This is a genomic window from Paraburkholderia polaris (assembly GCF_012927345.1).
In the GTDB taxonomy this organism is placed as follows: Bacteria; Pseudomonadota; Gammaproteobacteria; order Burkholderiales; family Burkholderiaceae; genus Paraburkholderia; species Paraburkholderia polaris.
Map to the genome: position 1 here is coordinate 78,923 of NZ_JABBGJ010000011.1, position 17,485 is coordinate 96,407.

The following is a 17,485-nucleotide window of genomic DNA, read 5'->3' on the forward strand; positions in this document are numbered from 1 at the left end:
CCAATAGTTAACGGATTTATCAGGTGAGCGAAAAAGAAATTGATCAGGTGCTGGTCGAGCGCGTCCAGAAGGGCGACAAGGCCGCGTTCGAGCTTCTGGTCTCCAAATACCACCGTAAGATTCTCCGGCTGATCTCCCGTCTGGTGCGGGACCCGGCCGAAGTGGAAGACGTCGCCCAGGACGCCTTTATCAAGGCGTATCGGGCGTTGCCGCAGTTTCGCGGGGAATCGGCCTTTTATACGTGGTTGTACCGGATTGCGGTCAATACGGCAAAGAACTACCTTGCGACCCAAGGGCGGCGCGCACCGACATCGACCGAAGCAGATGCTGAAGAAGCTGAAACTTTCTCGGACGCCGACCAACTAAGGGATATCAACACGCCTGAGTCGATGTTGATGAGCAAGCAGATCGCTGAGACGGTCAATGCTGCGATGGCGGTTTTACCGGAAGAGTTGCGCACCGCCATTACTCTTCGTGAAATTGAAGGTTTGAGTTACGAGGAAATCGCTGAGATGATGGGGTGCCCAATTGGCACAGTCAGATCACGAATTTTCCGTGCTCGCGAAGCCATTGCGGCAAAATTGCGTCCGTTGCTTGACACACCTGAAGGCAAGCGCTGGTAAACACCAGCCCGCCGGGCGGGGCGCGGGTGCAATATCTGGATTAGTGGTGTCACTACGGGGTATTTGTAAGATGGGGAGCATCATGGGGTCGGTCTCGATGCAATCGCAAGCCAGCTCGCGCGGCGAGCGTCTGTCCGCTTTTGTCGACGGCGAATTATTCGGCGAAGAGCATCTGAACACGTTTGTGTCCGAGCTGGACGGCGACGATCGTGCCGCCTGGTCGTGCTATCACCTGATCGGCGACGCCCTGCGTTCTGACGATCTGGCGGTCAGCCCGGCGGCGAGCAGCGCGTTCCTGAGCGGTTTTGCTGCACGTTTCGACAACGAGCCGCACGTGCTCGCGCCTGCTGCAATGCCGGTTGCGCGTCGTTTGCTGGCGCTGCGTCGCCGCGTTATGCCGGCCTTTGCTGTTGCCGCTGCTGCCGCTACGCTGACGTGGATCGTCGTGCCGCAACTGCAAGGCGTGCCGGGTGGCCCCGGCATCGCGCAAGTCGCGTCGCTCCAGTCGCATGGCGATTCGCTGCAACGCGTGGCCATGGCGTCGGTGCCCGCCGCTACGCTCCAGCCGGTCGCGCAAGACGCCAACATCATTCGTGACGCCAGTCTCGATCAGTATCTGGAAGCTCACCAGCAATTCGCGCAACAACCGGTCATGCCGGGCTCGATGCCGCTGATTCGCGCTGCCGCAGTTTCTACGCAAGGCCAATAGTTTGATGCAGACTCCGCGGTTGAATAAAACGACTATCTGGGGGCGGCTGCCGGCATTTCTGTTCTGCGCAGCCGTATTGTTGTCCGCTACACCGCGGGTCTTTGCACAAACCGACGATCCGCTCGTCGCCCGTCGCACGGCCGCGGAGCTGCTCGATCGAATCCATCAGGCCGCCCAGCAGCAGAACTACGAAGGCGCGTTCGTGTATCAGCGCGGCAATTTCGTTCAGACGTCGCAGATCGCACACTACGCGACCCGCACTGACGGCGAATACGAGCAACTCGAAAGCCTCGACGGCAAGCCGCGCAAAATGCTTCGCCACAACGAAGATCTCTACACGTTCGTGCCAGAGCGGCATCTGTGCGTGGTCGAGAAGCGCCAGAACAAAGATTCATTCCCTGCGCTGCTGGCTGTAAGCGGCGAGCAGGTGCTGTCTGTGTACGAGCCGAAGCTGCTCGGCGACGACCGCGTCGCGGGTGTTGACAGTCAGGTGATCGAGCTCGACCCGAAAGACGCATACCGCTTTGCTTACAAGCTGTGGGCCGACAAGAAGACTGGCCTGCTGCTGCGTGCGCAGACGCTTGACCCGAACGGCCAGGTGCTCGAGCAGTTGTCGTTTTCGCAGATTCGCATTGGTGTGCCGGTCGACAAGACCGCCATTGTCAACGGCATTCGTAATACGACAGGTTGGACCGTAGTGCGTCCGCCGGTCGAGCCGGTCGATATGGCTGCGCAAGGCTGGCAGATCACACCGACGGTGCCGGGCTTCCGCAAGATTCGCGAACTGCGCCGCCCAATGGCCGCGCGCGACGCGGGCCAGCCGACCATTCCGGTCGATCAGGCAGTATTCTCTGACGGCCTCGCGGCCATTTCGGTGTTTGTCGAGCCGGTCGAGAACAACACCCGCAAGGAAGGTGCGGGCAGCAGCGGCGCCACACACGTGTTGGTCAAGCGGCGCGGCGACTTCTGGATTACTCTGCTTGGTGAAGTGCCCCAGACCACATTGCAGCAATTTGCGTCTGCCATAGAATATAAAGCTCCGAAGTAATCCTCCGAATCACTCGAATCCCTCGGCTTGCTACGATATGACGACTTTCTCGGTGCGCAAATTCCTCGCGGCCGCGGTGGTAGCGGCGTGTTTGCCGCTCGTGCCGCACACGGCGTCGGCGGCTCCCGCAGCCAATCTGCCCGACTTCACTGACCTCGTCGACAAGGTCGGCCCAGCAGTCGTCAACATTCGCACGACCACGCGCGTGTCAAACAGCGGTGCTCGTGGTGGATTGCCGCCAGGTATGGACGACGGCGACATGTCGGAGTTTTTCCGGCGCTTCTTCGGCATCCCGTTGCCGCAGTCGCCGCAATCGCCGGGTACGCCGCGCGGTGGCGATAATGGTGGGAGCGGTAGCGGCGGCAACCAGGACTCGCCGGATAATAGCGATTCCGAACAGAATAGCGGCGTCGGTTCAGGCTTCATCCTGTCGGCGGATGGCTACGTGATGACCAACGCGCACGTGGTCGATGACGCGGACACCATTTACGTCACGCTCACCGACAAGCGCGAATTCAAGGCGAAGCTGATCGGCGTAGACGATCGGACCGATGTTGCCGTCGTGAAGATTAGCGCTGCCAATTTGCCGACCATCACGATCGGCGACTCGAACAAGGTGCGTGTAGGCGAGTGGGTGGTCGCGATCGGTTCGCCGTTCGGTCTCGAGAACACGGTGACGGCCGGTATCGTCAGCGCCAAGGGGCGTGATACGGGCGACTACCTGCCGTTCATCCAGACCGACGTGGCCGTCAATCCGGGTAACTCGGGCGGCCCGCTGATCAATATGCAGGGCGAAGTGATCGGCATCAACTCGCAGATCTACAGTCGTACTGGCGGTTTCATGGGCATCTCGTTCGCCATTCCGATCGACGAGGCAATGCGCGTGGCCGATCAGCTGAAGGCCTCGGGTAAGGTCGTGCGCGGTCGGATCGCGGTGGCGATCGGCGAAGTGACGAAGGACGTGGCCGACTCGCTCGGTCTGCCGAAGGCGCAGGGTGCGCTGGTCAGTAGCGTCGAACCGGGCGGTCCTGCGGACAAGGCTGGCGTGCAGCCGGGCGACATCATCCTGAAGTTCAACGGTCATTCGGTCGACACGGCAACGGACTTGCCGCGCATGGTCGGCGATACGAAGCCGGGCACCAAGTCGACTATTACGATCTGGCGCAAGGGTCAGACGCGCGATCTGCCGGTCACGATTGCCGAGATGCAGCCGGACAAGACTGCCAAGGCGGACGAGAAGAAGGCGCCGGTGCCGAAGCAGCGCGCCACGAACGTGCTGGGTCTTGCCGTTAGCGATATCCCTGCTGACCAGATGAAGGCGCTGAAACTGCATAACGGCGTGCAGATCGACGCAGTAGACGGCCCGGCCGTGCGCGTCGGGCTGCAAAAGGGCGACATCGTCCTGCGGGTGGGCGATACCGATATCACGAGCGCGAAGCAGTTCGACGACCTGACCTCGCACCTCGACCCGCAGAAGATGGTCGCGCTGCTGGTCCGTCGTGGCGAGAACACGCAGTTCGTGCCGATTCGCCCGCGCAGCGCGCAGAAGTGAAGAAGGTGGCGCCGCTCACGCTCTACGGGCGCGCATGGTGCCACTTGTGCGACGACATGCGTGCCGCGCTCGAGCCTTTGCTGGTTGAATTCGGCGCGCAGGTACTCGTGGTCGACATCGACACCGATCCCTTGCTGGAAGCGCGTTATAACGAACTGGTGCCGGTTCTGGTCTGCGACGGCGTCGAACTGTGTCACTACCACCTTGACGCGGAGCGGGTTCGTGCCGCGCTCGCCGCACGCTTCGTGGCGGCGTATCCGGGGTCCAGTTAAGGGCCCAAAAACCGGCGCGAACGTGCGCTGTTCACACCCCGTTTCACGTCTCTCCTGTCGACCAGAGCTGGCGCTTCAGCGCTTACTCTGGTCCCGTGCAGGATAGTTGCTGAGCCGTCTTTTCCACCCGAGCCTCGCAAGATGCGCCGGGCGATAGCCTTTTCGGCTAAAATAGATAGGTTTTTCACCTACTTACAAGGCGTGCTCCGCTATTGTCCGAGCGCGCCTTTTTCGCTTGATCGGTACTGAATGGATCATATTCGTAACTTCTCGATCATTGCGCACATCGACCATGGCAAGTCGACGCTCGCCGATCGCATCATCCAGATTTGCGGCGGCCTGTCCGACCGTGAGATGGAATCTCAAGTGCTCGACTCGATGGATCTCGAGCGCGAGCGCGGCATCACCATCAAGGCACAAACCGCCGCACTGACGTACAAGGCCCGCGACGGGCAGATCTATAACCTGAACATGATCGACACGCCGGGCCACGTCGACTTCTCGTACGAAGTCAGCCGCTCGCTGTCCGCATGCGAAGGCGCGTTGCTGGTCGTCGACGCGAGCCAGGGCGTGGAAGCGCAAACCGTGGCCAACTGCTACACGGCGATCGAACTCGGCGTCGACGTGATTCCGGTGCTCAACAAGATCGACCTGCCGGCCGCGAATCCCGAGAACGCAATCGAAGAAATCGAAGACGTGATCGGCATCGACGCAACGGATGCTACGCATTGCAGCGCGAAGACCGGCCTGGGCGTGGAAGACGTGATCGAGGCGCTGATTGCCAAAGTGCCGCCGCCGAAGGGTGATCCGGAAGCGCCGTTGCAGGCGCTGATCATCGACTCGTGGTTCGACAACTACGTCGGCGTCGTGATGCTGGTGCGTCTGAAGAACGGCACGCTGCGTCCGAAAGACAAGATCCGCATGATGGCGACCGGCGCGCAGTACCCGGTCGAACATATCGGCGTGTTCACACCTAAGTCGAAGAATCTCGAGTCGTTGTCGGCGGGGCAGGTGGGCTTCATCATCGCCGGCATCAAGGAATTGGCCGCCGCCAAGGTGGGCGACACCGTCACGCTGGTGAACCGTCCGGCTGCCGAGCCACTGCCGGGCTTCAAGGAAGTGAAGCCGCAGGTGTTCGCCGGTCTCTATCCGGTTGAAGCGAACCAGTACGACGCGCTGCGTGATTCGCTGGAAAAGCTGAAGCTGAACGACGCCTCGCTGCAGTACGAGCCGGAAGTCTCGCAGGCGCTCGGCTTCGGTTTCCGTTGCGGCTTCCTCGGGCTGCTGCACATGGAGATCGTGCAGGAACGTCTTGAACGCGAGTTCGACATGGACCTGATCACCACGGCGCCGACCGTGGTGTACGAAGTCCTGCAGCGCGATGGCACGACCATCATGGTCGAAAATCCGGCCAAGATGCCGGAGCCTTCGAAGATCGAAGAAGTACGCGAGCCGATCGTCACCGTGAATCTGTACATGCCGCAAGAGTACGTCGGCGCCGTGATCACGCTGTGTACGAACAAGCGTGGCAACCAGATCAACATGCAGTATCGCGGCCGCCAGGTGCAACTGACCTACGAAATCCCAATGGGCGAAGTCGTGCTCGATTTCTTCGATCGTCTGAAGTCGATCTCGCGCGGTTACGCGTCGATGGATTACGAGTTCAAGGAATATCGCGCGGCGGATGTCGTGAAGGTCGACATGCTGATCAACGGCGACAAGGTGGATGCATTGTCCGTGATCGTGCACCGTTCGCAGAGCCAGTATCGCGGCCGCGAAGTGGCGGCGAAGATGCGCGAGCTGATCCCGCGTCAAATGTACGACGTTGCGATTCAGGCCACCATCGGCTCGAACATTATTGCGCGCGAGAACATTAAAGCCTTGCGTAAGAACGTGCTGGCAAAATGCTACGGCGGCGATATTAGTCGTAAGAAGAAGCTGCTGGAAAAGCAAAAGGCAGGCAAGAAGCGAATGAAGCAGGTCGGGTCCGTCGAGATTCCGCAAGAGGCTTTCCTCGCGATTCTGCGTGTCGAAGACAAATAAGACGAACAACGGAACCCTATGAATTTTGCGCTGATTCTTTTTGTGCTCGTCATTTTGACGGGCGTCGCATGGGTCGCAGACAAACTGGTTTTCATGCCGCAACGGCGCCGCGCGGCGGATGCTGTGGTCGCGGAGTTCGACCGCCAGCAGGCACGCGTCGGCGAGCGTTTCGCCGACGAAAACGCGGCGCAAACACGCGCCCGTCTGCGTGACGACAAGCTGCGTCAGCCGTGGTGGCTCGAGTATTCGGCGAGCTTTTTCCCGGTGATTCTGGTGGTGTTCGTGGTGCGCTCGTTTGTGGTCGAGCCGTTCAAGATTCCTTCAGGCTCGATGGTGCCGACGCTGCTGGTGGGCGACTTCATCCTCGTCAATAAATTTAACTACGGCATCCGTCTGCCGATCACCAACACGAAGATCACCGAAGGCCGTCCGCTCGAGCGCGGCGACGTGGTGGTGTTCCGTTACCCGAAAGACGAATCGGTCGACTACATCAAGCGCGTGATTGGCCTGCCGGGCGACACCGTTGCTTATCAGGACAAGCAACTGACGATCAACGGTAAGCCGGTGCCGGAAACGGCGCTGCCCGACTATCTCGATGAAGAGCGTCTCGGCTACGCGAAGCAGTTCGAAGAAGATCTCGACGGCCGCAAGAACGCGATTCTGAACAATCCCGCAGTGCCACCGTTCATCGTTGGCGCGGAAGATTATCCGTATCGCGATAACTGCACGTACAACGCACGCGGCGTGATCTGCAAAGTGCCGCCGGGCAATTACTTCATGATGGGCGACAACCGCGATAACAGCGCGGATAGCCGTTACTGGGGTTTTGCGCCGGATAAGAATGTCGTCGGCCGCGCGTTTTTCATCTGGATGAACTTCAGCGATCTGAAACGCATCGGCTCATTCCACTGAGCACGCATGCCTTGATTGCACGACACGCCGCGCAGGTGGCCCACACTTAGGTCACATCAGTCGCGGCGTGTTATCACGCTACTTTAAGAATCCGCGGTAACGTCGCTTCACCACGCTTTTTCCGCTGGCCGTCCCGCGTTTTCGCCGGGGCAGGCGCCCGCGTTATACTCTGCCCATGCCCCTATCTCCGTTGGAAAGCCGTCTGCGCTACGAATTTCGCAATGCGGAATTGTTGCGCCAGGCTTTAACGCACCGCAGTCATAGTTCCACGCACAACGAACGGCTCGAGTTTCTCGGCGACTCCGTTCTAAATTGCGCGGTGGCTGCGCTTTTGTTCCAACGTTTCGGCAAATTGGACGAAGGCGATCTGTCGCGCGTCCGCGCCAATCTGGTCAAACAGCAGTCGCTTTACGAAATCGCTCAGGCCCTCAATATCTCCGAAGGCCTCCGTCTTGGTGAGGGTGAGCTGCGCAGCGGCGGCTTCCGCCGCCCGTCGATCCTTGCTGACACGCTGGAAGCCGTGCTGGGCGCGGTGTTCCTCGACGGCGGGTTCGATGCCGCCCAAACGGTCATCAAGCGTCTTTACGTGCCGATCCTCGATCACATCGACCCGCGCACGCTCGGCAAAGACGCCAAGACACTGCTGCAGGAATATCTGCAGGGTCACAAGATCGCGTTGCCGACGTACACGGTCGTCGCGACGCATGGTGCAGCGCACAATCAGCAATTTGAAGTCGAATGCACGGTGCCGAAGCTGGACGTCAAAGTGTCCGGTTCCGGCGCGAGCCGTCGCGCGGCCGAGCAGGCCGCGGCCAAGAAGGCGCTCGATGAGGTGATGGCCGCCGCGCCCGCCGTGGTCGCCAAGTCCAAGCGCTCGAAAGGCGCCCGCGCGGCGAAGAATGCCGAGCCGGAGATCGTGCCCGGTGTGACCGGCGTGCAGGCCGCGCTCGATTTGCGCAGCCCGGATCGCAAGAATGAACGCGGCGCCGGGCGCGGTGAGGCTCGCACCGTGGCAGCAGCAGAGTCCGCAGCCGAACGTCCGACCCTGACGGCGACATCCGCGCCGCTGGCAGTGATTCGCGCCGCGCACGTCGAATACAGCGGACAGGACAAGTCGGAGCGCGCGGATAGGGCGGAGAGAGCCGACAAAGCCGACAAAGCAGCGACGGACAAGTCAGCCGAAAAGCTGGACGCCAAATCGGCTGAAGTCAGATCCGACGGCGCCAAGCCCGCGGACGCCACGCCCGTGGACGCAAAACCTGCAGAAGCGAAGCCGGCCGACGCCAAACCGGAAGCCTCCACCGTCCGCATCGCCGACAAACACCGCAGCCGGGAAACCACCCCCGGTGCAGCCGTGCCCACGCCCGGCGTGCCGGCACCTGTCGAACACGAACCCGGCGTAGCCGACGCGGTGCAAATCCGCGTCGCCGATGCGGGCCATTGATTGCCATCGGCGCGTCATTCCTCGCGCGCCGATCTGAACTTGCCGTAGCCCGAATATGAACGCTCCCACTCCCACTGGTTTTCGCTGCGGCATGGTCGCGATCGTCGGCCGCCCGAACGTCGGCAAATCCACGCTGATGAACGCGCTGGTCGGCCAGAAAGTCAGTATCACGTCGCGCAAGGCGCAGACCACGCGCCACCGCATCACCGGCATTCATACGCTTGAAGACGCGCAGTACATCTTCGTCGACACGCCGGGTTTCCAGACCAAGCACAGTGGCGCACTGAATCGTTCGCTCAACCGCGCGGTGACGTCCACGCTGAGTTCGGTCGACGCGATCCTGTTCGTGATCGAAGCCGGCCGCTTCGGCCCGGATGACCAGAAGGTGCTCGATCTGATTCCGCCGTCGGTGCCCACGCTGCTGATCGCGAACAAGCTCGATCGCGTGTCGGATAAGGACTCGCTGTTTCCGTTCATGCAGCAGGTGAGCGCGCTGCGCCAGTTCAACGAGATCGTGCCGCTGTCGGCGAAGAATCCGGACGACATCAAGCGTTTGATGGCGACGATCAAGCCGTTCCTGCCGGAAGGCGCGCCGATCTACGGCGAAGACGACCTGACCGATCGTAGCGAGCGTTTTCTTGCCGCCGAAATCCTGCGCGAAAAAGTGTTCCGCTGGACTGGCGACGAACTGCCGTACACAAGCACCGTACTGATCGACAAGTTCGAAACCGAAGGGCGTCTGCGGCGCATTTTCGCGACCATTTTGGTGGAGCGCGATACGCAAAAAGCGATGATCATCGGCCAGAAGGGCGCCAAGCTAAAGCAGATCAGCACTGAAGCGCGCCTCGATATGGAAAAACTGTTCGACGGCCCGGTGTATCTGGAAACCTTCATCAAGGTGAAGAGCGGCTGGGCGGACAACGAAGCCGGGCTCCGTGCGTATGGGTACGAATGACGCGTGGATGACGCTGAATTCCGACGCTGACCCGGACGACTCGGCGCCGGCAGCGCCGGCACGCGAGCCGTCCAAACCCGCTCGCAGTACCAAAAAATCCTCATCGAGCGCCAGAAGCGCTCAGGGTGCTCAAAGCGGTGCTCAAAGCGCCGAAGGCGAGCCGAGCAAAGCGCCGGCGCGCCGCGCACCGCGCACCTCCGCTTCCGATTACCGGATCGCGGAGCAACCCGCTTTCGTCCTGCACAGCTATCCGTACCGTGAGACCAGTCTGATCATCGACGTGCTGTCGCGAGATCACGGCCGTCTCGCGCTCGTCGCAAAGGGTGCGAAACGTCCGCACTCCGCTTTGCGCGGCGTGCTGCAGACTTTCCAGCCGCTTGCGTTGTCATGGTCCGGCAAATCCGAAGTGCGTACGCTGACCGGCGCCGAATGGGTCGGCGGCATGTTGCCTTTAGCGGGCGGCGCGCTGCTCTGCGGTTTCTATGTCAATGAACTGCTGGTCAAATTCTGCGCACGCGAAGACCCGCATCCGCAACTGTTCCATCACTACGTCGTCACGATGACGCGCCTCGCGCATGACGAACCGCCCGTGCAGGTGCTGCGTTCTTTCGAACGTGTGCTGCTGCGGGAAACCGGTTATGCGATGGCGCTCGATCGCACCGTTGCGCGCAAAGCGGTGCAGGCCGAAGGCCGCTACGTGTTCGACCCGGAGCGCGGCGTGCGCGACGCATCCGACGATCTGCCCGCGCAATGGCCGGTGATCGTCGGACAAACCTTGCTCGATATGGAAAAGGACGATTACCATCGAGCGCAGACGGTGGCGCAAAGCAAAACGCTGATGCGCTTTCTGCTCAACACTTACCTTGGCGGCACGCCGCTCGCGACGCGCCAGATACTGATCGACTTGCAGAACTTATGAGCTTCTTTCTTACGTCGCCGAATGTGATTGACCTGGGCGTGAACATCGATCACGTCGCTACGCTGCGCAACGCGCGCGGTACCTCTTACCCCGATCCGATTCGTGCCGCGTTAATGGCTGAAGAAGCCGGCGCTGACGTGATCACGCTGCATTTGCGTGAGGACCGCCGCCATATCGTCGATGCGGACGTGCGCAAGCTGCGGCCGCTGTTGAAAACGCGCATGAATCTGGAGTGCGCGGTCACGCAGGAGATGCTCGACATCGCGTGTGAGGTGCAGCCGCACGACACTTGCCTCGTGCCGGAAAAGCGCCAGGAACTGACGACTGAAGGTGGCCTCGACGTCGCCGGCCAGTTCGAAGCCGTGCGCGCCGCATGCAAGCAACTCGCCGAAGCGAACTCGCGCGTGTCGCTCTTCATCGATCCGGACGAGACGCAAATCCGCGCCGCACACGAGGCTGGCGCACCGGTGATTGAGCTGCACACGGGCCGCTATGCTGAAGCGCACGATCCCGCCGAGCAGCAGCGCGAATATGAGCGCGTGGTGCGTGCCGTCGAGTTCGGCGCAACGCTCGGCATCAAGGTCAACGCGGGTCACGGCCTGCACTACACCAACGTTCAGCAGATCGCCGCGATCGAAGGCATCGTCGAGCTGAATATCGGGCACGCGATCGTCGCGCATGCGATCTTCGCCGGCTGGGACAACGCCGTGCGCGAGATGAAGGCGATTATGGTCGCTGCGCGTCTCGGCGCAAGCGCGTAATACCGCGGCGCCGAACATGACGATCTACGGCATCGGTACGGACATCGTTCAGGTCAGCCGCATAGCCGCGGTGATGACACGCACCAACGGCCGCTTCGCCGAGAAGGTGCTTGGCCCGGACGAGCTGCGCGTTTATCACGCGCGCCACGCGCGTTCGGCGGCGCGTGGACTCGCATTTCTCGCCACGCGGTTCTCGGCCAAAGAAGCATTCTCGAAAGCGATCGGCCTTGGCATGCGCTGGCCGATGACCTGGCGCGCGCTGCAAACGCTCAACAAGCCGAGCGGCGAGCCGATGGTGGCCGCTTCGGGCGAGCTGGCCGAATGGCTCGACGCGCGCGGCATCACGGCGCGCGTGACGATCAGTGACGAACGCGATTACGCCGTGTCGTTCGTGATCGCCGAAACGGGCGAGGTGGCGCGAGGGACGGACTCCCCGCACGCGCCCGCCCGCGACGAATAAAAAAATATCCTGAACGCGGCGCACGTCGGCCGCGTCTCTCTTTGCACCAGGCTTTTTTCCAGCGGAATTCAATGAAAACCACTCCCGGACCGGTCATGCTCGACGTGGTCGGCAAAACGCTGAACAACGACGATAAACGCCGCCTTTCCCATCCGATGACCGGCGGCGTGATCCTGTTCGCGCGCCATTACGAGAGCCGCGCGCAATTGATCGCGCTGACCGATTCGATCCGCGCGATTCGAGACGATTTGCTGATTGCCGTCGACCACGAAGGCGGCCGCGTACAGCGCTTTCGCACCGACGGCTTCACGGTGCTGCCGGCGATGGGCAAGCTTGGCACGCTGTGGGACAGCGACGTGCTGCACGCCACCAAGGTGACGACCGCGGTCGGCTATATCCTCGCGGCCGAATTGCGCGCGTGCGGCATCGACATGAGTTTTACGCCGGTGCTCGATCTGAATTATGGCCAGTCGCAGGTGATCGGCGATCGCTCGTTCCATCGCGATCCGCGCGTCGTGGCCTTGCTGGCCAAGAGCCTTAATCACGGCCTCGCATTGGCCGGCATGAGCAATTGCGGCAAGCATTTTCCGGGGCACGGCTTCGCGCACGCGGACTCGCACGTTGCGATGCCAGTCGACGACCGTTCGCTCGACGAGATTCTGCGCGAGGACGTGGCGCCGTACGACTGGCTCGGTGTGTCGCTTGGGGCCGTGCTGCCCGCACATGTGGTTTATCCACAGGTCGACTCAAAGCCGGCGGGCTTTTCGCGTGTCTGGCTGCAGGACATCCTGCGAAAGAAATTGCGCTTCGAGGGCGCGGTCTTCAGCGACGATCTCTCGATGGAAGCCGCGCGCCAGGGCGGTACGCTGACGGAAGGCGCGAGCGCCGCGCTGGAGGCCGGTTGCGACATGGTGCTGATCTGCAATCAGCCGGACGAAGCAGAAAAGGTGCTGGACGCGCTGCGCTTCAAGCCGTCGAAGGAGTCGCAGCAGCGGCTTAAGCGCATGCGCCCGCGTGGCAAGGCGCTGAAGTGGAGCAAACTGGTTGCCGAGCCGCAGTATCTGCAGGCGCAGGCCTTGTTACGCAGCGCGTTTGCATGAGCAACCGGTAGCAACCGGGTAATAGCGGATCAGCGACTCAAGCGTTTGCATCGAGCAAAAAAACGGCGCCTTTTTCAGGCGCCGTTTTCTATTCAAGCCTGGCCTGCCGTGAAGACGGCCTCACCCGGTCAGTTCAACCGCATCCGTTGCAGCTTGTTGTACAGCGTCTTCGGACTGATCCCTAGCAGCGATGCCGCGCGATGGCGTGTGCCGCCGACTGCATCGAGCGTCGCGCGGATGAGCATTTCCTCGACGTCCGCGAGTGGCGTGCCGACGGTGACCTGCACGCGGCTGCCGTTCAGATCGCGCCCGTTCGCCGAGCCTGCCTCATCGGCACGCAGCGTTTCCAGCACGTCGCCCGACGCGTGATACGCCCGGCGCACGCGATCCTGTAACTCGCGCACATTGCCCGGCCACTCGTACGAAAGACACTCGCGCAAGAAGTTTGGCCCGATCTGCTTGGCCGCTTCCGACGTGCCGCGCGCGGTCGCCTCGTGATTCAGTTCATCGACGACGGCCTGCGCGATCAGCGCCGGATCGTCGCCGCGCTCGCGTAAAGGCGGCAGTGTTATCGCGGCCGCTTCGAGACGCAGCGCGAGGTCTTCGTGCAGGCTGCCGTCGGCGACCGCCACGCGTGGGTTTTTGCGCGTCGAGGCGATTAGCCGGAAGTCTGTCGCTACCTGATTCGTGCCGCCGACCCGCATGAAGGTCTGCGAGTCGAGGGCGCGCAGCAGTGCTTCCTGCTGAGCGCGCGGCAGTTCGGCGATTTCGTCGATGAACAGCGTGCCGCCGCTGGCCTGCTCAAACAGGCCCTGCTCGCGCTGCTCGGCACCGCTGAACGCGCCGCGTTCGTGGCCGAATAGCAGGCTGTCGAGCGAGCGATGCGCCGCGGCGCTGCCTGCGCTCCGGCAATCGAAGGTGACGAACGGTCCTTTGCGGCGCCGGCTCATGCCGTGCAGCGTGCGCGCGGCGATCTGCTTGCCCGTGCCGGCTTCGCCGGAAATCAGCACGGCCGCTTCGGTGGGCGCGATATGTTCGATCGTGTCGTACACATGCTGGAGCGCACCGCTGCGGCCCAGTAACGAGCCGAAACGACCGAGTTGACGCAGCGACGCGCGCAGCGTCTGGACTTCTTCGGTCAGCTCGTACGGACGCGGAATCCGGGCGAGCAGACTACGCAAGCGCGGGATATTGACCGGTTTGAGCAGGTAGTCCCAAATGCCGTGCCGCAGACCCTCGATCGCGCTCTCGACCGTTGCGTTGCCAGTCATCACGATCACAGGCAAGGCGCCGCCGGGCGGGTGCGCGGGCAGGTGCTGCAGCACATCGAGCCCGCTGCCGTCCGGCAGGTTCAGGTCGACCAGCACGACGTCAGGAATGAAGCGCGTCAGCGCCGCCCGGGCCTCCGCGATGGTGGTCGCGGTGTCGACGGAGAAGCCGTCGGCGGCGAGGATGGCGGACAGGCCTGACAGGCTATTGGGATCGTCTTCAACAATCAGGGCATGTGGCATGGCGAGCGCTATTTTTTAGATGGACGGAATACCCGATAAGCCGCGCTGGTACTCTGGCACGCGACACGGGCGCGATGGCTGGCCGGTACTGCCGGTCGAACGCCGTACCGCGCGGGCAGTGCCTGCCGCGGCGGCGGGACAGCCGCGGGCCAATTGGCATGGACGCAGCGCAGGTCGTGGAACACGACGTGCACGCGGAACTCGGGCGATTCGACTCACGTAGTTCTGGTCCTTTGCTTTTCATTGGATACCTGCCCCCAAGCGATGTAACGCGTAGGGGCGCGCACCTATATTTCCTTCATTCGACCGGTCAGTCGACCGGTCAGAAATCCCGGTTGCTGTCGAAGAAGCGTCGTACCTCAAGCTCCGCTTGCTCGCGAGTCCTACCGTAACGCTCCTGGATCAGCCCGGTCAGCTTGTCGACGCGGCCTTCCGCCTTGGTCAGCTCGTCGTCAGTCAATTCACCCCATGCTGTCTTGGCCCTACCGACCATTTGCTTCCACTTGCCTTCAGCGATGTCATTGTTCATAGCGCATCTCCGGAGTTGGGAAATAAAGCCTTATCGGCCTGTACCCAGCAGAAGCATGGACTGTGCCAAAGTCAATTACTTAAGCTTATCAATGGTTTGTTTCACGCAAGGCGGGAAGGCAAGCGCAACGGACAGGCATTTTTGAGAAGCGGCCGGTAAAGATTTCCACAACCATACACGGTGGCGCAAAAAAGAAAAAGCGCCCAAAGCGGGCGCTTTTTTGCCATTTATTTTTCGCTGCGCCGGACTTGCTCCGGTGCAGGATTCAGGCTGCAGTCGCTTAGGCGCGGCTGCGGTACTCGTGCGTACGCGTGTCGATTTCGATCTTGTCGCCGATGTTGCAGAAGAGCGGCACTTGCAGTTCGAAACCGGTGGTCAGCTTGGCGTTCTTCAACACCTTGCCCGACGACGTATCGCCCTTGACTGCCGGTTCCGTGTAGATGATTTCACGGACCAGCGTGGTCGGCAGTTCGACCGAGATGGCTTTCTCGTTGTAGAACACGACTTCGCAAGCCATGCCGTCTTCGAGGTAATGGAGGGCGTCGCCCATCATTTCGCCTTCGACTTCGAACTGGTTGTAGTCAGCGTCCATGAACACGTACATCGGGTCAGCGAAGTACGAGTACGTGACTTCCTTGCGCTCCAGCACGACGACGTCGAACTTGTCGTCTGCCTTGTACACGCTTTCCATGCCTGCGCCGGTCAGCAGGTTCTTGAACTTCATCTTGACGACGGCGGAGTTGCGGCCCGATTTGTTGTATTCGGCCTTTTGCACGACCATCGCGTCTGCGCCGATCATTACTACGTTGCCGGTGCGGAGTTCCTGTGCGGTCTTCATAAAACTGTCCTGTACGAAATAAGTAGCTTCAACTTTTGCTCAACGGCATACGGCGCAAGCGGCTTCGTTGCTCCTCGCACCAGGCGCGGCGCCGCTTGGGAGCGGCACCTGCCGGGGCGATGCGTGGAGCGCGGCCGCTTTGCCGCGATGACCCGCGGTGAGGCTGCAAATCTGCAACCCCTGCAATCCGTTACCTGCTTTTACCCTGTTCGGGCGTGATCACGAGTGGCGCCGATCGACAGGATGCGTCCCTTTTTTGGCATTGCGCAACTCCACTACCAAGCTGAGGGCGGGTCATGCATCTTTCGATGCCGGGTTCGCCGAGACCAAGCGGATTGGCCTGCTGGGTTTGCCTCGCGAGTCGGTCTGGTCAGTCAGTCTGCGAATTTGCCAGATGAGCGCCAGATGAGTTTGCAAGGCGAGTTTGCAAGACGAGATTACAAGGACTACTCGCTGCGATCGGGCCGCGCTTGCGTCGTCGGCCGTTGGATAACCGCTTATTTTAACTGAGTTTTTGCGAACAAGGCCAGATTTCCGGCGAGGTCGCCTACTTGGGCCAGTTCGCCGGCCCATTCGGCCGCGCGCTGCTTCAGCGTCGCACGGTGGCGCTGGAATTCCGCCCAGTCTGGCCGGCCGGCGCCGTTCCATGCGTGCCAGAAGCGCGCGAGGGCGTCCCGCGCGTCGCTGGGTAGGGTACGGGCGTAGTGGGCGAGCGCGGCGTCGAGCTTCGGCAGATGGGCGTCGTCGGCTTGGGGGTAGATGTGCCAGACAAAGGGTTTGGCGGCCCATTGGGCGCGTACGAACGAATCTTCGCCGCGCACGAAGTTGATGTCGCTGGCCCACAGCAGCGTGTCGTAACCCGGTTGCTCCGTAAAGGCGAGCGCGTGGACGCTGAGACCGCCGCGCTCGGCGTGCGAACCGGCGGCGAGCGAAGGCAGGCCGAAAAAGCGCGCGACCGCACCCGAAATGCGGCCTTCCGGTACCAGCAGAACGACCGGTTCGGCGCTGTCGCGCCATTGTTCGAGCAGGCTGTCGACGGCAGGGTTTTCGTAGGCGAACAATGAGACGACCGTGGCCGCAGCGTGTGGCGGCGCGCGGCCGGTGGTTTTCAGCCACCACGCTGCGCGCGCCGGTTGCGACGCCTCGAAGGCCATGCGCGCGGTGTCGAGATACCGTTCCTTCAGTACGCCGCCGGTGCCGGGGCCGAGTCCCGGGAAAAAGAAAGTCTTGGTCAGCGGGTAGCGTGGATGCGGCGATGGCCGCAGATGGAAATCCGCCACCCAGTCTTCGGCGCTGAGATATTCGAGGTTGAACCAGACCGGCGCGGGCTCGCGCCGCGCCATCGCGGCGACGTAGATCGGCGGCAACTCGCAGGCGAATGCCTCGATCACGACGTCAGCCACTTCGAGCGTATCGCCTGCGTGGGCCGGCTCGTGCCAGTGTTCGATGACGATGCCGTCGACCGCCTGGCGCGCGCGATCCAGCGCGAGCGATGGGCACAATTTCTGGAACGCATGCAGGTCGTCGACGAACACGCGCACCTGCCAACCGTGCTCGCTCGCCAGTTGGCGCGCGAGGCGCCAGCACACGCCGATGTCGCCGAAATTGTCGATTACCGCGCAAAAGATATCGCAGGCGATCGCTGTGGGTGCGGCGACGGGTTGTTCGGAAGACGGCGTGGCGGAGGACATAGTGGCGTGGGGTCGCAGAGTGGAACGGGTGGCGTGATTGGGTTCTGCAAGGGCCTTGCTGTCGGGCGATGCAATCAGGTTCAGCCGCTGGCGTGCGCCGCTCTATTGCGCCATTCGA

The 17,485-nt window shown here is 61.9% G+C and carries 17 protein-coding genes; 13 read left to right on the forward strand and 4 right to left on the reverse strand.

What is annotated here, in order from left to right; genetic code table 11:
• The first annotated feature begins 23 nt into the window (after positions 1-23).
• The 13 genes from rpoE to nagZ all read left to right on the forward strand — a co-directional run bounded on the left by rpoE (position 24) and on the right by nagZ (position 12,798).
• Positions 24-623, forward strand: a complete 600-nt coding sequence (gene rpoE / locus HHL24_RS12135) for an RNA polymerase sigma factor RpoE (protein WP_006051939.1) — start codon at positions 24-26, stop codon at positions 621-623.
• Between the two features lie 82 nt (positions 624-705).
• Positions 706-1,332, forward strand: coding sequence for a sigma-E factor negative regulatory protein (locus HHL24_RS12140; protein ID WP_169485713.1), 627 nt, complete (start codon positions 706-708; stop codon positions 1,330-1,332).
• A gap of 4 nt (positions 1,333-1,336) precedes the next feature.
• Positions 1,337-2,380 carry a MucB/RseB C-terminal domain-containing protein gene (locus HHL24_RS12145; RefSeq protein WP_169485810.1) on the forward strand — a complete coding sequence of 348 codons (1,044 nt, stop codon included), beginning with the start codon at positions 1,337-1,339 and terminating at the stop codon, positions 2,378-2,380.
• A 37-nt stretch (positions 2,381-2,417) separates the two neighbouring features.
• Complete coding sequence (locus tag HHL24_RS12150; RefSeq protein WP_169485714.1) at positions 2,418-3,932, forward strand: DegQ family serine endoprotease; 1,515 nt, start codon at positions 2,418-2,420, stop codon at positions 3,930-3,932.
• A complete protein-coding gene (locus HHL24_RS12155) occupies positions 3,929-4,204 on the forward strand; it encodes a glutaredoxin family protein (RefSeq protein WP_169485715.1) in 276 nt (91 codons plus the stop codon). The genes HHL24_RS12150 and HHL24_RS12155 overlap by 4 nt, the downstream gene beginning before the upstream one ends.
• Positions 4,205-4,453: 249 nt before the next feature.
• Positions 4,454-6,247 carry a translation elongation factor 4 gene (gene lepA, locus HHL24_RS12160; RefSeq protein ID WP_169485716.1) on the forward strand — a complete coding sequence of 598 codons (1,794 nt, stop codon included), beginning with the start codon at positions 4,454-4,456 and terminating at the stop codon, positions 6,245-6,247.
• 18 nt (positions 6,248-6,265) lie between these two features.
• Positions 6,266-7,159, forward strand: a complete 894-nt coding sequence (lepB, locus tag HHL24_RS12165; RefSeq protein WP_169485717.1) for a signal peptidase I — start codon at positions 6,266-6,268, stop codon at positions 7,157-7,159.
• Between the two features lie 175 nt (positions 7,160-7,334).
• Positions 7,335-8,603 (forward strand): ribonuclease III, encoded by a 1,269-nt coding sequence (gene rnc, locus HHL24_RS12170; RefSeq protein ID WP_169485718.1) that lies wholly within the window; start codon positions 7,335-7,337, stop codon positions 8,601-8,603.
• Positions 8,604-8,658: 55 nt separating this feature from the next.
• The gene (gene era, locus HHL24_RS12175) at positions 8,659-9,558 is read left to right on the forward strand and encodes a GTPase Era (protein WP_206002824.1); all 900 of its coding nucleotides are present in this window, start codon (positions 8,659-8,661) and stop codon (positions 9,556-9,558) included.
• Positions 9,545-10,477 carry a DNA repair protein RecO gene (gene recO, locus HHL24_RS12180; protein ID WP_169485719.1) on the forward strand — a complete coding sequence of 311 codons (933 nt, stop codon included), beginning with the start codon at positions 9,545-9,547 and terminating at the stop codon, positions 10,475-10,477. The genes era and recO overlap by 14 nt, the downstream gene beginning before the upstream one ends.
• Positions 10,474-11,238 (forward strand): pyridoxine 5'-phosphate synthase, encoded by a 765-nt coding sequence (gene pdxJ / locus HHL24_RS12185; protein WP_120303336.1) that lies wholly within the window; start codon positions 10,474-10,476, stop codon positions 11,236-11,238. The genes recO and pdxJ overlap by 4 nt, the downstream gene beginning before the upstream one ends.
• A gap of 16 nt (positions 11,239-11,254) precedes the next feature.
• Positions 11,255-11,698 (forward strand): holo-ACP synthase, encoded by a 444-nt coding sequence (acpS, locus tag HHL24_RS12190; protein WP_169485720.1) that lies wholly within the window; start codon positions 11,255-11,257, stop codon positions 11,696-11,698.
• Positions 11,699-11,769: 71 nt separating this feature from the next.
• Complete coding sequence (gene nagZ, locus HHL24_RS12195) at positions 11,770-12,798, forward strand: beta-N-acetylhexosaminidase (protein ID WP_169485721.1); 1,029 nt, start codon at positions 11,770-11,772, stop codon at positions 12,796-12,798.
• Positions 12,799-12,926: 128 nt separating this feature from the next.
• Here nagZ and HHL24_RS12200 read toward each other — a convergent pair whose 3' ends face one another.
• From HHL24_RS12200 to earP, 4 genes are all read right to left on the reverse strand, one after another.
• Complete coding sequence (locus HHL24_RS12200) at positions 12,927-14,309, reverse strand: sigma-54-dependent transcriptional regulator (RefSeq protein ID WP_169485722.1); 1,383 nt, start codon at positions 14,307-14,309, stop codon at positions 12,927-12,929.
• Between the two features lie 322 nt (positions 14,310-14,631).
• Positions 14,632-14,838 (reverse strand): CsbD family protein, encoded by a 207-nt coding sequence (locus HHL24_RS12205; protein ID WP_169485723.1) that lies wholly within the window; start codon positions 14,836-14,838, stop codon positions 14,632-14,634.
• A 280-nt stretch (positions 14,839-15,118) separates the two neighbouring features.
• Complete coding sequence (gene efp / locus HHL24_RS12210) at positions 15,119-15,676, reverse strand: elongation factor P (protein WP_074764902.1); 558 nt, start codon at positions 15,674-15,676, stop codon at positions 15,119-15,121.
• A 497-nt stretch (positions 15,677-16,173) separates the two neighbouring features.
• Entirely contained in the window at positions 16,174-17,367 is a 1,194-nt protein-coding gene (earP, locus tag HHL24_RS12215; RefSeq protein WP_169485724.1) for an elongation factor P maturation arginine rhamnosyltransferase EarP, read from the reverse strand.
• Positions 17,368-17,485: the final 118 nt, after the last annotated feature.

Coding starts and splice junctions, on each gene's coding strand:
- HHL24_RS12200 (WP_169485722.1), bottom strand. CDS start 14,309: ATGCCACATGCCCTGATTGTTGAAGACGATCCCAATAGCCTGTCAGGC.
- pdxJ (WP_120303336.1), top strand. CDS start 10,474: ATGAGCTTCTTTCTTACGTCGCCGAATGTGATTGACCTGGGCGTGAAC.
- HHL24_RS12150 (WP_169485714.1), top strand. CDS start 2,418: ATGACGACTTTCTCGGTGCGCAAATTCCTCGCGGCCGCGGTGGTAGCG.
- acpS (WP_169485720.1), top strand. CDS start 11,255: ATGACGATCTACGGCATCGGTACGGACATCGTTCAGGTCAGCCGCATA.
- lepB (WP_169485717.1), top strand. CDS start 6,266: ATGAATTTTGCGCTGATTCTTTTTGTGCTCGTCATTTTGACGGGCGTC.
- lepA (WP_169485716.1), top strand. CDS start 4,454: ATGGATCATATTCGTAACTTCTCGATCATTGCGCACATCGACCATGGC.
- nagZ (WP_169485721.1), top strand. CDS start 11,770: ATGAAAACCACTCCCGGACCGGTCATGCTCGACGTGGTCGGCAAAACG.
- efp (WP_074764902.1), bottom strand. CDS start 15,676: ATGAAGACCGCACAGGAACTCCGCACCGGCAACGTAGTAATGATCGGC.
- HHL24_RS12140 (WP_169485713.1), top strand. CDS start 706: ATGGGGTCGGTCTCGATGCAATCGCAAGCCAGCTCGCGCGGCGAGCGT.
- recO (WP_169485719.1), top strand. CDS start 9,545: ATGGGTACGAATGACGCGTGGATGACGCTGAATTCCGACGCTGACCCG.
- HHL24_RS12145 (WP_169485810.1), top strand. CDS start 1,337: ATGCAGACTCCGCGGTTGAATAAAACGACTATCTGGGGGCGGCTGCCG.
- HHL24_RS12205 (WP_169485723.1), bottom strand. CDS start 14,838: ATGAACAATGACATCGCTGAAGGCAAGTGGAAGCAAATGGTCGGTAGG.
- era (WP_206002824.1), top strand. CDS start 8,659: ATGAACGCTCCCACTCCCACTGGTTTTCGCTGCGGCATGGTCGCGATC.
- earP (WP_169485724.1), bottom strand. CDS start 17,367: ATGTCCTCCGCCACGCCGTCTTCCGAACAACCCGTCGCCGCACCCACA.
- rnc (WP_169485718.1), top strand. CDS start 7,335: ATGCCCCTATCTCCGTTGGAAAGCCGTCTGCGCTACGAATTTCGCAAT.